The organism is Cyclobacterium plantarum (assembly GCF_011290685.1).
Lineage (GTDB): Bacteria > Bacteroidota > Bacteroidia > Cytophagales > Cyclobacteriaceae > Cyclobacterium > Cyclobacterium plantarum.
The window spans coordinates 39,607-55,616 of record NZ_JAANYN010000016.1; the positions used below are offsets into that span (position 1 = coordinate 39,607).

Here is a 16,010-nt window from a genome sequence, read left to right on the forward strand (position 1 = left end):
ATCCCGCCTTTTCCTGAAATAATTGATGATTCTTTTGTTGAGATGAGATACCTCCATTGCCAGGGTATTTCCTGCCTGCAAGACTTGATCGAAGGTAAGTTCTTTTGGTAGGCCCAACAGTAAATTAAATTTAATCCATAGCCTTCTATAGGACTTAACAGAATGAAAAGGGTGCTGCACCCAAGCACTGACAGTGCGAAATACCAAAACACAGGGTGTAGCCCTGTGAAAACCATCGACTACTGCAACTCAAGCCCTGTAAGGGCGAAATATATTTCCCTGGCCTGCTATAAGGGATTCAGTTTCCTGAATCCGGATCACAGATAAGCCGGTTCCTGCTGGCTGAGGCAATGGAAAGATCCCAGCCCCCAAATCAAATCCCAGGAATCTATACCCACCACCTTTCTGTCCGGGAAACAGCCGCTGATTATATCCAGTGCTTTTTCATCATTTTTATCCCTGAAGGTAGGCACAATCACATGTTTATTGGCAATGTAAAAATTGGCGTAACTGGCAGGTAAGCGGGTATTTTCGTAAATCACAGGAGAAGGCATGGGTAATTCAACAATATCCAGAGACTGCCCATCCGGAAGCCTGAAAGCCTGTAACATCTCCAGGTTTTCTTTCAATACCTGATAGTTCTCATCTTTTTTATCGGACTCGACCACGGTCACCACTTTATTTTCGCTGACAAAGCGGGTCAGGTCATCCACATGCCCATCTGTATCATCCCCAATGATCCCATCTTTTAGCCAAAGTAGCTGCCGGACGCCATAATAGTCTCTTAAAATATTTTCGATCTCTTCCCGGCTATGTTGGGGATTCCTGTTGGGGTTTAACAAACAGGCCTCAGTAGTGATCAGGGTACCTTTGCCGTTAAAATCCACCGATCCCCCTTCCATAATGATGCCGGGTTTAAAGCAGGGAATTTTCAAAATCAAGGCTACTTTTTCCGGGATCAGATTGTCCAGGTCATAGGGTGGGTATTTATTCCCCCAGGCATTGTATCCCCAATCCACGATGGCTTTCCCCATTTCTTTATCCTGATTCAGCAAAAAAGAAGGGCCATGATCCCTGCACCAGGCATCATTGGTAGGAAAATGGTGAAAAACCACCTGATTCATGTCTGCCTCTGCCCTGTACAGCTGCTCGCAGGCAAAGGTTTGCATGGCCGCATCCGCTACCATAATATTTACCTTTTCACCCTTAGCCAGACAGGCCACAAACTCACTGTATGCAGGATAGATACTTTCGATTTTGCCGGGCCAGGAGGCCTCCTTGTGCGGCCAGCTCAGCCAGGTGGCTTCATGTTTGTGAAATTCTGCAGGAAAGAAATACCCCAAAGCTGAGGGGCATACCGGATCGGAGCCTGAATTGCCTTTAAAATTAAATTTAGGATCAATTTCCATCCAGGTAGCGCTTGAGAATTGGGTCATAACTGTCTATCCTTCTATCCCTGAGAAAGGGCCAATGGGTCCTGTAACGGTCAGATCCGGCCAGGCTGACAGGGACCACCTGCACGGCTTCCTCCAAATGTGGGGCCTGGTAAATGACTTTTCCAAACGCGTTGGTCACAAAAGAACCTCCCCAAAACTGCAATTCTCCCTCTTTTCCGGTACGGTTTACAGCAATTACCGGAACCCCGTTGGCAACTGCATGAGATTTCTGTATGGTTTGCCAGGCCTGGTATTGTTCTTCATTGGTGTCCGGATCCTGCGATTCATGCCAGCCAATGGCGGTGGGGTAAAACAACATATCAGCACCCATAAGACTGGTGATCCTTGCTGCTTCAGGATACCACTGGTCCCAACAAATGAGTATGCCCAAATTGCCATACCTGGTGGGAAATACTTTGTACCCCAGATCACCAGGAGTAAAATAAAACTTTTCATAAAAACCGGGATCATCCGGTATGTGCATTTTGCGGTATTTACCCAAATAGCTGCCATCGGCATCCAGCACAGCTGTAGTATTGTGGTATATACCCTCTGCACGCTTCTCAAACAGAGAAGCAATAATGACGATTTCAAGCTCTGCAGCTAACCTCGAAAAGATTTCGGTACTTGGGCCAGGAATTTTTTCAGCAAGTGAGAAGTTTTCATAAGCCTCTACATCGCAGAAATATAGCGACCTGAACAGCTCCTGCAGACAAACAATCCTGGCACCCTGACCGGCCGCTTTTTTGATGGCGGTTACCGTTTTTTCAACATTCGCTTCAGGTTCTCCCCCGCAAGTGAGTTGCACCAAACCAATATTAATATTCTTTTCTGTCAAAGGAATTTTATTTATATGTATGAATACCTGTTACTTACCCCAAAAACTTAAAAAAATTCTAAGTAGCCAATAATTGCATTTTCTCTTTATGGATGACCGGATTGGCATACATGGCAAGGAAATTTCTTACAGCCACCGGATCATTCAATTCCACCCCCTCCCTCATTCTTGCCTCAAATTCATCTTTTTCCTGAGGTGTATATTGATCTTTGTGTTCTTCTGATTTGTTGAGCAAATCCAGGGCAATGTAGTTGGTAGGCCATAGCCGGTAGTTTTTCACAATTTCTTTATCCAGTTCCTCCACCAGCAATTGCAATTGCTTATTGACCGTTTTTTCCTTTTCAAATATTGCCTCTATTTCCTTATCCAGGATCTCACCTACCGAGATGTGAATTCGCTTCTTTTGCCCCATTATACCACTCATAAGGGTTATAAAGTCCTCATTTTTTTGCTTTACATAAGCCTCTTCCCGGGACTTGGCCAAAAGCTCGGGCATTTTAAGCATATCGGTAGGATCATTTTCATAGGAAATGGATACCGGCACAATCTTAAGCCTGATAAAATAATCCTTTAAAGGCATCTCTCCGCAGGCCTTGGACAGCATTTTCAACACCCCTTTCTGGGTCAAATCCATCCCATCTTTCGTCCTGCCCTCTCTTTGAGCAATCCACACCGACCTGTTCTGGGAGAAAATGGCCTCACGAATAAATTCAGCATTCAGCAGGGAATATTCCAGCATGGCCTTATGGCTCAGCCCCCTGTGAACGATGAAATTCCGCGTAAGCCTGGATAAGGTTTTTAAGAACGGTTTCTTGACCAGATTATCCCCAATAGCAGATGTGGTCATGAGCAGACCGTGCTCGTACAAGGTGGTGTTCAAAAGGGAGGTGTCGAGGATGATATCCCTGTGGTTGGAAATAAACAAATAGGCCGTATTGGGCTCCAGCTTTCCAAAGCCTGAGGTTGTCAGTCCATTTGAACTGATGGCCAGAACCTTTTGCACGGAATGGTATATGAAGTTGATCTGAAAGTCTCGTATAGAATGCGTTTTTAGCAACTGCTCTGTCCATTCTTCATCCGTCTTATCAGGAAAAGTAAAATTCATCATGGCTTTCATCATGGGATGAGCGGCCACTTCCATCAAAGCCCGGTTGACTTCACTATCATAAAAAGGTCTTATCGAATCAAATTTGGACATACTTTATCTATTAATAGGGTGCAAATTACAAAAAATGGCCCAAAGGTTCCTTCCTTTTGTCAAACAATAGTACTGAAACAAAAAAGCCCCGAATTTTTCAGGGCTTTTTGTTTCATGGGTTTACGATCCTAAAGGTGGTTGAAAGGTAAACATGTAATTTTTACAGGGTCTTTACTTTGATGTCTCTCCATGAAATCTTCAACCCTCCGCCACTGTGAATCTGTAAGGCAATCTGCCCCTCTCCTTCTCCGATTTTTTCATCGGTATAATCTACCATTTCTACCCCGTTTAACCAGGTGGTAACATGATCGCCTTCTACTCGGATTTTGATATCATTCCATTCTCCGAATTTCAGGTTTTTGTCCTTTTCGGGATCTGGCTTGATCAACCAGCCCCTGCCATAGGACTCATAAATCCCTCCTGTATCATTGCCGGGAGGAGCCACTTCCACCTGCCATCCGGACACCTTGGTGCCTTCAAATGTGGATCGGAAGAAAATACCACTATTGCCGTCCTGATCCTGCTTGAATTGCGCTGTCAACTCGAAATCCTTGTAGTTTTCCTCTGTTCCCAAATAACCATATTCTGCATCTGGCCCACTTTCAGAAACCAAAATCCCGTCTTCCACATACCACTTTTCCGTCCCATATATGGTCCACCCGGAAAGGTCTTCTCCATTAAAAAGTTCTTTCTCTCCGGAAGATGAGGCACAGGACAACAACAGGGCCACAGCCAGTACCAGGCTACCACTTTTTACAATTGTTTTCATCATTTGTTCTAGGTTTTACTTATCTGATTGAAATTTATACCAAACTCATATTTACGGGATCCCATTGGATAAACTGATCCTGAAAATAACTGTCATTGCACAATAATGCAGGTGCTGCGGCACGAAAAGCAAAAACCGGATCCTCTACTACCTTCCCTCCTTCACGGATGGCCTGGAAAAAGTTGCCAAAATGATCGTAATGAGCCCCTTTATATCCCGGCTCCACTTTGTATACCATTTCATTGGGTGGAAGTATCCTTTTCCTGTCGGCTGCAGCTCCTCTCATTTTTGCCTGTGCTTCCATAAAAGGATCATCACTGGCCGTCTGCTGATTGGTTTTCACGACTACCTCATCCCACTTCACATCCATAGATCCCTTGCTCCCCACAATCCTAAGGTAGGTGGTTCCGCTGGTACCGTCTACAAAGTTACACCTTAATGAAAGGTTGAAACCAGGATGTTGTTCACTGTCCGGATATTGAAACATCCCCAGCAACACATCGGGTACTTCCCTGCCATCCTTCCAATACCTCAATCCACCCATCGCTGATACTTTATCAGGACCCAGAGAATTGGTAATGAAATGAAGACTGGTAAATAAATGTACAAAAAGATCACCTGACATGCCGGTGCCATAATCCAGGTAATTTCTCCACCTGAAAAACCGCAACGGATCAAATTCCCTTGATTTGGTATTGGAAATATAGCGTTGCCAGTCCACCGTATTTTCAGAGGCGTCATTGGGAACCAGGTATTGCCATGCCCCTTCAGGAGAATGCCTGGCCCAGAACCCTTCTGCATAATTGATGTCGCCTATGGCTCCTGATGCCAGGAGCTCCCGGGCCTTCTCATTTCCCAGACTGGAAATACCCTGACTGCCAACCATAAAAACTTTACCCGATTTTTTCCAGGCATCAATCACTTCTTTTCCTTCGGACACATGGTGCACCATGGGTTTTTCGCAGTACACGTGTTTTCCGGCATTCAGGGCATCTATACTGATCTGTTTGTGCCAGTGATCTGGTGTCCCAATCAATACAGCATCAATATCCTTCCTTTTAAGAATTTCTTTGTGGTCCTTGGTCAGGAACAAATGATTTCCCCACTTTTCTTTGGCTGATTCCAACCTGCCATCATACAAGTCGCAAACTGCAGTTATTTGTACATTGTCATGCTGAAGTGCGGTGTTCATGTCCTGGGTCCCCATAATCCCGGCCCCTATTAGTGCTATTTTAAGCTCACTGGCTGCAGCATCCTGCTGCTGTCTCCTCATGTGGGTGTATTCAGGTGATTCCTGATGGGCAAAGGCTGCTGGTGCCAATGCCGAAGCTGCTCCGGCAAGGCTCAATCTTCTTAAAAATTGACGTCGGTTATTTTCCATAATTATCAGTTTGATCCAAACAAAGAATAAATATAGCCAAATATTAAAACATATTTTTATACAATGAGATAAACTTAATAAATAATTTAAGCTATCTCTCTTCTCATTCCCCATTAGGCCCCATAACATTCACAAAAAAATCCCTTCCTGATGTGGAAGAGATTTTTTTGACCTGGTAGTTAAAATTGGTTTTGTTTGTTGATAATAGTTTTGACGTATTTATTTTTTGTTGCAAAAGCCAATAATTTGCCCCCTACCAAGGGCTACAGGCATCCGGAGGAATATTGCCTTTGCCCCGATAGTTAAGGCGGCTACCGGGAAATCCTTCCATGCCGGTTTCGTAATGTGCGATTTCATGACTCAAATACCATCCTTAATTTCTGTTGGGGCCTTCCTCATTGGGTTGATTCTGGTATCTATTGTTGTTATAATTTGGATTATTGGGATCCATCATCCGCTGCTGTGGCCATTGAGGAGTCAATTCCTTTTCCTCCAAACTCACCAATACATCATTTTCAAAGGTGGCCAATAAATAAAAGCGCTCATCTTTGTTGATCCGGTACACTTTCTTTTCATTGTTCAACTGGCTGATAACTGCATCTTTATTTTGTCTCAGAAATTTACTTTCGGACATTCCCAACTGATAGGGGATTCTAGGCTGAAACAAAGCACAGGAACCCATTAAAAATACCAAACTCAAAATACTCAATGTTCTTTTCATTACATGCATTTGCGTTAAATAATAAATTGACAGCCTTTATCAATTTTAACCAATACAAGTACAATAATTTTGCCAAAAGTTTATCGTTTGAACCTAAAGCCATTAGCTGTTGGGGCAATAAATTTTTTTGACGATGTAAAAATTTTATTTACCTTTGTCATGAGCGGCACGACCAGCTCCTGCTAAATCCCCCAGGTCCGGAAGGAAGCAAGGGTAGGCGGTTGTAGCGGTGCGATGCCGCTTATTTTTTTATCCTTTTCCCCAACACTTCCCGCTTTTTGCTAATTTTGATTTAAATTTACCAGCATATATCAAAAACCATACTTATTAAAATGAAATTCTTTATTGATACAGCGAATTTAGAAGAAATTAAAGAGGCCTATGAACTGGGTGTACTGGATGGAGTAACTACCAATCCCTCTCTGATGGCCAAAGAAGGCATCAGTGGAGAAGACAAGGTCAGGAACCACTATAAGGCCATTTGTGATATAGTAGATGACAAAGTCAGTGCTGAGGTAATCGCTACAGATTTTGACGGGATGATAAGAGAAGGCAAAGCCCTGGCAAAAATTGATGACAAAATAGTAGTCAAAATACCTATGATCAAAGATGGTATCAAGGCCATCAAGTATTTTTCCAGTGAGGGTATACGAACCAATTGTACACTGGTTTTTTCTGCAGGGCAGGCAATATTGGCAGCAAAGGCTGGGGCAAGTTATCTTTCCCCTTTTATTGGAAGATTGGATGACATCGCTTTTGATGGTTTGGATCTGATTGCACAGATCGTCCACATCTATCAAAATTACGGCTTTGAAACGGAAGTATTGGCTGCTTCTGTGCGTCACACCATGCACCTGGTAAAGTGTGCAGAGCTGGGAGCAGACGTGGTCACTTGTCCCTTAAAGGTGATTACAGGCTTATTGAACCATCCCCTAACAGATAAAGGTCTGGCTCAATTTCTGGCAGATCATGCCAAAGCCAATAAATAAAAGTAGCAAAGGACAGGTATTCCATCTGTCCTTTTTTGGTTATATATTGTCCTAAAAGAAAGCAAACCTCTCAAAAAAACGCTTGGTCATGTACATCATTAAAGTGAAAGGAAAGGCCAAAATTCCGGATTACATCCAGATCAGGGATGAAAATTTTGTTTTGGTAGCTTATTTCAGAGCGGATCGTCCATTGAAGAACATAGAGAAGTTTGGTCTGGAAGGCAAAGAAGCTGCATTGGAACAATTGATTAAAGAACTGCCTTTCGGCAAACTAAAAAAACTCAGCCTCTGATATGATTTTCTCTAATGAGCCTGTGGTCAAAGTAACCAATGCCTGTATTTTTCAGGGGATCAATACCATCCTGAAAAATGTAAATTTCAATATTGAAAAAGACGAGTTCGTATTTTTAATTGGCCGTACCGGAAGCGGAAAGAGTTCCCTGCTCAAAACTTTGTATGCTGACTTGCCATTGATTATGGGTGAGGCCCAGGTGGTAGGATATTCCATAGCCAATATCAAAAAGAAGGAAATACCCTTTTTGCGCCGCAAACTGGGCATTGTTTTTCAGGATTTTCAATTGTTCCCCGACCGCAGTGTTGCGGAAAACCTGTATTTTGTGCTACGAGCAACTGGCTGGAAAGACAAAATCAAAATGAAAAACCGGATGATCGAGGTGCTGATGGGCGTGGGACTGGGCGGTGCCGCCACCAAAATGCCTCACCAACTTTCCGGTGGGGAACAACAGCGTGTGGTCATCGCCAGGGCCCTGCTCAATGAGCCTTCCATTCTGTTGGCAGATGAGCCTACCGGTAATCTTGATCCGGATGTTTCAGACGGCATATTCAAACTCTTCCAGGAAATCAATAAAAAAGGGACAGCCATCCTGATGGCAACCCACAACTACGAATTGCTGAAAAAATACCCCTACCGCATCCTTAAATGTGAAAACGGACAGGTTTTGGATAGCAAAACATCGGAAATTTCGCTTTCTGGCTCTGGTCTATGACCGTCAGAGCAGCACCTTTTTTTCTGCATCCTATTCTTCCTGCTTAAAAAAAGCAAGCCTTAAAGGCACAATTAATTTCAGATCTCCCGAAAATCCATATTGGGGAAAATTTGCTGAAAAGGGCAACTTTATTTTCCCTATGGGAGTAGAGTAAGTAAACCATTAAATAAAGTCCCATGGAAATTGAACATTATTTTCAGTGTCCTTATTGCCTGGCTGAAATTTCCATGCTTCTGGACCCCAGTGTGACGGAGCAGGAATATATTGAAGATTGTGAAATTTGTTGCAATCCGATCCAGGTAGCTTATGGAATAGAAAATGGAGAACTTCACTGGTTTAATGCATCTGGTATAGAACAGTGAAATTTTATTCAAATTAACCTTGAAAATCCTGCCACAGCCCTTATTTTAGGTGATAAATTAGATAGGGATATGGTTAGATATTTAGGTTTTTCACTCTTTTTATTGGTATTTTTTCGCGCATTTCAAAGCCAGGCACAGGTCGTGGAAGAAATCAAAACGGCAGGCCAGATTTATGCCTATGCGCAGCTTCATGGGGACCATGAGATTCTGCTTGATTTTACTTATCCCTCGCTGATTGAAAAAGCCGGGGGCAGGGATGCCATGAAAAACATATTGAAGCAGATCCAGGAAACCAAACACAAAAAAGGACAGCATTTGACCTCCGTGGAGTTTGGAGACCAGATCCAATCGGTCAGTGTCAAAGATGAAATTCACGCCATTGTGCCCATTACGCTTGTCACCAAGGTACCAGGAGGCACCCTCACCAGCAGCAGTAACCTAATCGCCGTTGGCACGGAAAACCGGGAAAATTGGTACTTTATAGAGACCACCGCTCTGGAAGAAAGAAACATCAAAAAGGTGCTTCCCAATTGGGATCATAGCCTTACTTTGCCTTTCAAAAAAGCGCCGGTATTCAAGGAAGACAAGCGTTAAGCGGTATCACATCACTTCTTTCCCTTCCTTTTCTCTTCCATGGCATCCCACCATTCATTTTTGATGGAACTCAAGCCATTGAACTGGCCTGCACCCTGAAGCCATTCACCACCATCTATGGTAATGATTTCGCCATTGATAAAAGCCGAATAGGGGGAGATCAAATAAGCAGCCAGGTTGGCCAATTCCTGATGTTCCCCTACCCTTTCCAGCGGAACCCTTCTTGCAGGATCAAATTTATCTGCAAGTTCTCCGGGCAATAGTCGCTGCCAGGCTCCTTCCGTTGGAAAGGGGCCGGGAGCAATGGCATTGGTCCGAATACCGTAAGGAGCCCACTCCACGGCCAAAGATCGGGTCATGGCCAAAACACCGGCTTTTGCCGCTGCACTGGGAACCACAAAGGCAGAACCGGTAAAGGCATAAGTGGTCACAATATTCAGGAAGGTCCCTGCTACCTTTTCCCTGATCCATTCTTTTCCTGCCACCAGGGTAAGGTTTGCTGATCCTTTTAGCACTATATCCAGGATGGTATGAAAGGCATTTGCAGAAAGCCTCTCGGTAGGAGATATGAAATTAGCAGCAGCATTGTTGACCACCACATCAACTTTACCGTAATGCTGCCTGGCTTTCCCATACATTTCTTCCACCTGATCATAATCTCTCACGTCACAAGCCAAAGGCAACAGCTCCCCTCCCGTTTGTTCCCTCAATTCATCCGCTGTCTTTTCCAGAACTTCCATTTTCCGGCTACTGATGACCAGCCTGGCCCCGAGGGTGAGAAAATACCTGGCCATGGATTTTCCCAATCCCGTGCCCCCACCGGTCACCAGGACCACCTGATCCTTTAGCGCATCTGGCACCAACATACCTTGATTATATTTCATGTGTCTATAATTTGTTCTTTAATGGCCACCCCGATTTGTCGGGGCAGGCTATGGAATCTCGCATGGTTGTTAGTCATCCCAGTGTGTGACGGCTACCTCATGCTCGATTTCATGTGTTTATAGTTGTTTTTAAATTGCCAAGAAGCATGCCTTTCGGGAAGATTCCCGCATTTTGCCCCGATCCTATTGGGACAGGGCCCTATGGCCCTTGCGGCATGCCCTATATTACAAGCTTACCGTATTTAGGCAAACTTATTTTAAAATACGTAATTTTATGATCAATCAAATGATTGGGTTAAAGTTTATTTATCTTTGGCCGATTAACTGATTAGGAAACACGCGAAAAATGTTACGGTGCTTATGAAATCTATTTTCAGATACTTTCTGTTCCTTTTATTGTTTTCCTGCAACCTGGACAATAACAGGGAATTGCAGATTGATCAGTCCTATGAGGGGGAAGAAGCCTATTGGGTTTCTAAATCCATGGACGAACACCTGCACCTCGCTTTTTATGATTTGGAAGCATTCAAAAAGAAGGCTTTTACCGATAGCCTTCCTGGCTGTCCTTCGGTGTTATTTTCCACCGATTCCCTGAGCCTTACCCTTAATTATGATCAAGCCGGTTGTGAAGATGCAGGCAGCTCGGATTTTGAGGGCTCCATCCAGCTTCAGTACAGCCTCCCTTCTCCGGGCAGCAACGACACCCTTCAACTGAATTTCCAAAACTACCACCAAGAAAACACAAAGATACAGGGCAGCAGGGTTTTCTATATCGCCAGAAAACGTACGGATAATAAACTGCTGATTGAGGAAACTGATTCGCTGTTATTGGTTAACAACTTTGGCTCCAGCACCCGTATCAAACCACGGCTTGAGCATCAAGCCCAGTTTCAATCGGGTGCCTTGACAGCAATCAGCAGCACTGGCGACATGACAGGTAGAAATTGGAGTGGAAATGAAATCAAGGTTAAGCTATCGAAAACAACAGGGGATGAGTGCCTGTCCAGCGCTATTTTCAGACCTACTTCGGGGACTGAAACCTGGACTGTCTTGAGAACTGGCGGAGGCAATGTGATCCATGAATTGGTTTATTCCGAAACCGGAGATTGCGAAACCAAAACGACCATCCGTTTGTCCGAAGGCGTGGTGATGGAAAAAAGCCCATGAAGGTAGATCTACATGGCCCGCAAAGCTGTCAGCAATGCTTCTTTTTTTCTGGTTGATACGTCTATTTGCGATCCATTTTCCAAAATCAGGGTTCCACCTTTCCCTTTTTTAAATTGCTTTACTTTGGAAAGATTAACCAGATGACTGTTGTGAACCCTGAAAAATCCCAATACCTGTAACATGGACTCAAATTCTTTGAGGGTTTTGGCCACAGTGATTTTTTGTTTGTTTTGAAAATGTATGACTGTGTAGTTTACGTCGGCTTGCAAGTGGCTTATTTCGTCCAACTCCACAAAAACAAGCCCCTCTTGTGTAGGAATCGGAATCTTTTTTTTAGCCGTGTGAAAAGCAGGCAAAACCTCCGTAGCTCTGCTCAAAGCCCCGGGCTTCTGGTCAGATTTTGACTTAATTTTTTCTAATGTTAGCAGCAATTCATCTGGGTCAATGGGTTTTAGCAGGTAATCAAGGGCATTGGCTTTGATCGCTTCTATCGCATACCTTTCATGTGCTGTTGTGAATACCAATGCAAAGGGCGGGTCTTTTTTCCCATTTAACCAATTAAACACAATCTCCTCATCCAATTCAATATCCAGAAAAACAACATCCGGGACATTGCTTTCCAAAAAGACATCCAAAGATGCTGTATCTGAAAATGATCCCAAAACCTTTACTTTTCCATTTGCATATACCTCCAGCAAATTTACCAACCTGCTTCTGCAGTGGTCTTCGTCGTCTATGATTATCGCATTCAGCATAATTCCGGCAATTCCAATTCTACCCGATATCCTGTATCCATAGCCCCATGCTGAACCCTGGCTTTTGCCTTTCTGGATAGGTTCCATACCGATATCCTGTCTTCAGTTAGGCGCATCCCCATCGAGTGCCCATTTTTGATTTTCTTAAGTGGCTCCGGTCCATCAAGGCCTTTGCCGTTGTCCTCTACGATTAAGGTAATCCCATTACCTGATTTCCTGATGACTACCCTTATTTCACCCGGAATTTCGTTCTTTTTTGAAAAACCATGCCAAATGCTGTTTTCTACATAAGGTTGGAGCAATAAGGGAGGCACTTGGATTTTATCGGAATCAACCCCGGATTCAAGATCAATTACGTAGGAAAATTTACCGTTAAATCGAAAAGCCTCCAGTTGCATGTATATTTCCAGCATTTGCAAATCCTCCTTTAATGAAATGGTTTGTTCTCCACTTTTTTCCAGAATCATGCGCATCAATTTTGCAAATTTACCCAGGTAATAGTCTGCGGTAATCGGGTCATGCTTTAAAATAAAATCGCTGATCGCATTGAGGGAATTAAAAATAAAATGAGGATTGAGCTGAGCTTTGAGCCATTTCATTTCTGTTTCTGCAATTTTTTGTTTCAATGCTGCCTCCTGCTCCCTTTCTCTTGCATCTCTTTTTTTCTTGTATAAAACGGCGACCACCAGAAAGAAAAACACAAAAAACACAAATACCCCTGCTATCAATTGTTTTTTATAAGCTTGTTCTTCCACTGCTGTTTTCCCCATAGCCAGTGCCTTTTCATGGGAGGCTTTTAAAAGCATCTCCTTTTTATCGAATTCAAATCTGGCTTGTTGGCGGAGCAATTCTTTTTGTTTTTCATCATTAAAAATACTATCCCTGAATTCCAGGTGCTTTTTATGCCAGAATAGCGCTTTTTCAAAATCATTCTGTAACGCATGGGTATTGCTCAAACCTAAATACACATCCTGGAGCAAAGGTTTTGCTCCTGAACGCAAAGCCATAACCCTTCCCTTTTCCTGCCACTCCAGTGATTTGCTGATTTTGTTTTCGGCGGTAATGGACTCAAATGGCAAAAAATCAGGTGGCATAGCAGCGATCAGGTTTCCCAACAAGTGGTAATTCATCGCCCCGTTTTCCAGATCGTTGGTTTGCTCATAAGCCTGGATAGCCTGCAGATGGAAATAATAGGCTGAATCATACTGCTTTAAATTTAAATGTACCCTTCCCATATTGGTCAGGTCACTACCTATTCTTCTGAGATTGCCAATTTCTTTGTTTATGGCAAGGGAATTATTAAAATGAATCAATGCCTTTGCATGCGCTTTGTTTTGATCCAGAATAACTCCCATATTACCCAAAGCGTTGGCCAAGCCCTGTTGGTTTCCTGCTTTTTCAAACCATTCATAGGCACGTTGCTGGTAATTAAAGGCCGTATCAAGTTCTCCTGTATTTTTATAGACCAAACCAATATTGGTGGCCAGATTTGCCTGTAACATCTTCTCCTCTTCCGGCATCAATTTCAAAGCTTCAAAAAAAGCCGCCAAAGCTTTCGGGTAATCTGCCAAAGAAAGGTATACCACACCCAAATTGGATAAGTTATAATAAATCCCCGGTACATGGCTCATGGTTTGGAAACGGGAAATCGCCTCCTCATGACTTCGAATGGCCTCCAGAAAATCGGACTGATTGTATTGGATCAGGGCCATGTTACTCAGGGCTTTTGCCGCACCTAAATCATTTTTTAAAGAAGTATGTATTTTCATGGCCTCCATGTAGGCTTTTAGTGCCAAAGAATCCGCTCCTTTGGCCCAATAATTTGAGCCCAGGTTGTTCCAGGAAACTGCCTGATAATGTTCATGCTCCAGCTTTTCTGCCAGATTCCTTGCCATTTGAGCATAGTAGATCCCGGAATCAGGCTTAATGCTATAAAAAGCATAAGCCATTTCATTCCATAGAATGATTTTAGTAGAGTCAGGAATACCGGTCCGTTGTACAATTTGCCGGAGACTGTCCAATTCATTTTGCTGACCTAAGGCCGTCAGGCAAGGGGTTATTATCCATATCCAAATAACAATTAACCTCATGATTCAACTTATTCCGAGGACAAAATACTTCTTTATTGTATCATTTACTAAATTAAGACAGGCAAAAAATAAATGAATACCGGCACTTAATCAATCTGACTTTTGAATATTAACTAAGGGAGGTACATTGAAGCCAAAACGATATAAAAAATTTGGCTATGAAAATCACAAGTTATTTACACCAGAATACATATAGTTTACTGACATTATGTAGCATTTGTTTTCTTTTCCTGTTTTATTCAGGTGCTCAGGGCCAGGCTTTTGATAAAGGCACAAAAGTAGTCAGCGCCGGTATAGGAATCGGGAGTTCTCTTGGAAGTTTTTCCCACAATTCCCAAACACCGGCCATAAGTGTTCAATATGAGCAAGGGGTATGGGATGCGGGAGCAGATGGGGTTGTCAGCCTCGGGGCTTATGTGGGGTACAAAAGCTTTGGGTGGAAAACAGAAACCTCCGGCTTCAACACTTCTGCCAGCTGGAAATACACCATTATCGGCATCAGAAGTGCCTATCATTATCAAGGGCTGGACAACGACGACCTGGATGTCTACGGGGGCTTAATGCTGGCTGCCAATTTACTTAATTATTCGTACACTGATTCCCAGGGTAATCGTCAGGGGGCGGGAAACTTTGGCAACAGTACGGGGCTGACTTTGTACCTTGGTGGTCGCTATTATTTCTCTCCTATGGCTGCTGGCTTTGCTGAAATAGGCTACGGCATTTCCTACCTTAACCTTGGATTGGCCCTTAGATTTCAATAGTGTTCGGCCGATTTGTTGGAACTTGTCCTTCCTATATGGACCAGGGCATCACCGGCATTGACTACCGGTTGATTATTGATGCCAATGACATGGCCCGATGAGGAGCTTTTCACAGGAACTTTTACCTGTCCGTAAGGGTCGGATATTTTTGCCAATACCTGACCTCTCTTTACTTCATCTCCCAATGATACCGAGGCATTGAAAATTCCGGAAATTTTAGCCCTGACCCAGCCACTTTCCTGAATCTTCAATGTTCTTACCGATGGAAAATCGCCTGCTATCATGTCCAGGTGTTTCAAGAGTCTTCCGGTACCCATGATACCCTCCTGAATCACCTGTTCATCCAAACGCATGGATTCTCCCCCTTCGAAAACCAAAATATGCTTCTTGTTTTTATAAGCTTCCTTACGGAAGGACTTGTCGATATGGGGAGAATTTACGGTGAAATTGGCCCCAAAGATCTCTGCCAGTTTCAACCCTGTCTTATCCCTGAAATCCACTCTTACCTGGGGATAATTGGAAAGCATCCTTCCCCCGGTATGGAAGTCTATGCCGAAATCTATTTGAGGGATGATCTCGTGTGTCATGATATAGGCAATCTGAGAGGCCAGAGATCCTTTACTGCTTCCGGGAAAACTCCTGTTGAGATCTCTTCCATCGGGAAAGGTTCTGGAATTACTTAAAAAACCATACACATTTACAAGGGGAATAAAAATAAGGGTACCCTTTTTGGGCTCATAGATATTTTCTTCCAGCATTCTCTTTACTGTGACAATGCCATTAATTTCATCTCCATGGACTCCCCCACTGATCAAAACGGTAGGGCCAGGATTACTGGAACTCCGGATAAAAACCGGCAAATCAATAAGGGTATGGGTAGGAAGCCTTGCAATGGCTATCTCTATGTTCAGTGTTTGGCCGGGCCTAACCCTGATACCATTTATCACCATTTCTTTCATAAAAAAGCAGACTATATTTATTTTTCCATAATGCTTAACCGCTACTTTTTAGGGCTAAATTGCTGGAAATTTTTTCTATCTGGTCAAATAACCTTTAAT

Annotated in this window: 17 protein-coding genes and 1 other RNA gene; 8 read left to right on the forward strand and 10 right to left on the reverse strand. The window is 43.4% G+C overall.

The window, feature by feature from the left end:
* Positions 1–317: 317 nt before the first annotated feature.
* The 6 genes from G9Q97_RS22955 to G9Q97_RS22980 form a co-directional block, all read right to left on the reverse strand.
* A complete protein-coding gene (locus G9Q97_RS22955) occupies positions 318–1,409 on the reverse strand; it encodes an agmatine deiminase family protein (RefSeq protein WP_166151310.1) in 1,092 nt (363 codons plus the stop codon).
* Positions 1,399–2,274 carry a carbon-nitrogen hydrolase gene (locus G9Q97_RS22960; RefSeq protein WP_166151312.1) on the reverse strand — a complete coding sequence of 292 codons (876 nt, stop codon included), beginning with the start codon at positions 2,272–2,274 and terminating at the stop codon, positions 1,399–1,401. The genes G9Q97_RS22955 and G9Q97_RS22960 overlap by 11 nt, the downstream gene beginning before the upstream one ends.
* A gap of 58 nt (positions 2,275–2,332) precedes the next feature.
* Positions 2,333–3,472 carry a 1-acyl-sn-glycerol-3-phosphate acyltransferase gene (locus tag G9Q97_RS22965; protein WP_166151314.1) on the reverse strand — a complete coding sequence of 380 codons (1,140 nt, stop codon included), beginning with the start codon at positions 3,470–3,472 and terminating at the stop codon, positions 2,333–2,335.
* A 160-nt stretch (positions 3,473–3,632) separates the two neighbouring features.
* Entirely contained in the window at positions 3,633–4,241 is a 609-nt protein-coding gene (locus G9Q97_RS22970) for a 3-keto-disaccharide hydrolase (protein WP_166151415.1), read from the reverse strand.
* Between the two features lie 34 nt (positions 4,242–4,275).
* Positions 4,276–5,622: a Gfo/Idh/MocA family protein gene (locus G9Q97_RS22975; protein WP_166151316.1), complete on the reverse strand. Its 1,347-nt coding sequence runs from the start codon at positions 5,620–5,622 to the stop codon at positions 4,276–4,278.
* A gap of 373 nt (positions 5,623–5,995) precedes the next feature.
* Positions 5,996–6,343, reverse strand: a complete 348-nt coding sequence (locus tag G9Q97_RS22980; protein ID WP_166151318.1) for a hypothetical protein — start codon at positions 6,341–6,343, stop codon at positions 5,996–5,998.
* Positions 6,344–6,500: 157 nt separating this feature from the next.
* On the opposite strand from G9Q97_RS22980, the gene ffs reads away from it, so the two are divergent.
* The 6 genes from ffs to G9Q97_RS23010 all read left to right on the forward strand — a co-directional run bounded on the left by ffs (position 6,501) and on the right by G9Q97_RS23010 (position 9,295).
* Positions 6,501–6,593, forward strand: an RNA gene (gene ffs / locus G9Q97_RS22985) — signal recognition particle sRNA small type.
* An 82-nt stretch (positions 6,594–6,675) separates the two neighbouring features.
* Positions 6,676–7,332 (forward strand): fructose-6-phosphate aldolase, encoded by a 657-nt coding sequence (gene fsa, locus G9Q97_RS22990; RefSeq protein ID WP_166151320.1) that lies wholly within the window; start codon positions 6,676–6,678, stop codon positions 7,330–7,332.
* Positions 7,333–7,420: 88 nt separating this feature from the next.
* On the forward strand, positions 7,421–7,624 hold the full coding sequence (locus G9Q97_RS22995; protein WP_166151322.1) for a fructose-6-phosphate aldolase: 204 nt from the start codon (positions 7,421–7,423) through the stop codon (positions 7,622–7,624).
* A 1-nt stretch (position 7,625) separates the two neighbouring features.
* Positions 7,626–8,339: a cell division ATP-binding protein FtsE gene (locus G9Q97_RS23000; RefSeq protein ID WP_166151324.1), complete on the forward strand. Its 714-nt coding sequence runs from the start codon at positions 7,626–7,628 to the stop codon at positions 8,337–8,339.
* 176 nt (positions 8,340–8,515) lie between these two features.
* Positions 8,516–8,701, forward strand: a complete 186-nt coding sequence (locus G9Q97_RS23005; RefSeq protein ID WP_166151326.1) for a CPXCG motif-containing cysteine-rich protein — start codon at positions 8,516–8,518, stop codon at positions 8,699–8,701.
* A gap of 69 nt (positions 8,702–8,770) precedes the next feature.
* Positions 8,771–9,295 carry a hypothetical protein gene (locus G9Q97_RS23010; protein WP_166151327.1) on the forward strand — a complete coding sequence of 175 codons (525 nt, stop codon included), beginning with the start codon at positions 8,771–8,773 and terminating at the stop codon, positions 9,293–9,295.
* A gap of 11 nt (positions 9,296–9,306) precedes the next feature.
* On the opposite strand, the gene G9Q97_RS23015 is transcribed toward G9Q97_RS23010, so the two are convergent.
* Complete coding sequence (locus G9Q97_RS23015; RefSeq protein ID WP_166151329.1) at positions 9,307–10,179, reverse strand: SDR family oxidoreductase; 873 nt, start codon at positions 10,177–10,179, stop codon at positions 9,307–9,309.
* A gap of 360 nt (positions 10,180–10,539) precedes the next feature.
* On the opposite strand from G9Q97_RS23015, the gene G9Q97_RS23020 reads away from it, so the two are divergent.
* Entirely contained in the window at positions 10,540–11,346 is an 807-nt protein-coding gene (locus tag G9Q97_RS23020) for a porin family protein (RefSeq protein WP_166151331.1), read from the forward strand.
* 8 nt (positions 11,347–11,354) lie between these two features.
* Here G9Q97_RS23020 and G9Q97_RS23025 read toward each other — a convergent pair whose 3' ends face one another.
* Positions 11,355–12,101 (reverse strand): LytR/AlgR family response regulator transcription factor, encoded by a 747-nt coding sequence (locus tag G9Q97_RS23025; RefSeq protein WP_166151332.1) that lies wholly within the window; start codon positions 12,099–12,101, stop codon positions 11,355–11,357.
* The gene (locus G9Q97_RS23030; protein WP_166151334.1) at positions 12,095–14,191 is read right to left on the reverse strand and encodes a tetratricopeptide repeat-containing sensor histidine kinase; all 2,097 of its coding nucleotides are present in this window, start codon (positions 14,189–14,191) and stop codon (positions 12,095–12,097) included. The genes G9Q97_RS23025 and G9Q97_RS23030 overlap by 7 nt, the downstream gene beginning before the upstream one ends.
* Positions 14,192–14,349: 158 nt before the next feature.
* Between G9Q97_RS23030 and G9Q97_RS23035 the strand changes: the two genes are divergently transcribed.
* A complete protein-coding gene (locus G9Q97_RS23035) occupies positions 14,350–14,952 on the forward strand; it encodes a hypothetical protein (RefSeq protein ID WP_166151336.1) in 603 nt (200 codons plus the stop codon).
* On the opposite strand, the gene G9Q97_RS23040 is transcribed toward G9Q97_RS23035, so the two are convergent.
* A complete protein-coding gene (locus tag G9Q97_RS23040; RefSeq protein WP_166151338.1) occupies positions 14,946–15,911 on the reverse strand; it encodes a succinylglutamate desuccinylase/aspartoacylase family protein in 966 nt (321 codons plus the stop codon). The genes G9Q97_RS23035 and G9Q97_RS23040 overlap by 7 nt on opposite strands.
* Positions 15,912–16,010 lie beyond the last annotated feature (99 nt).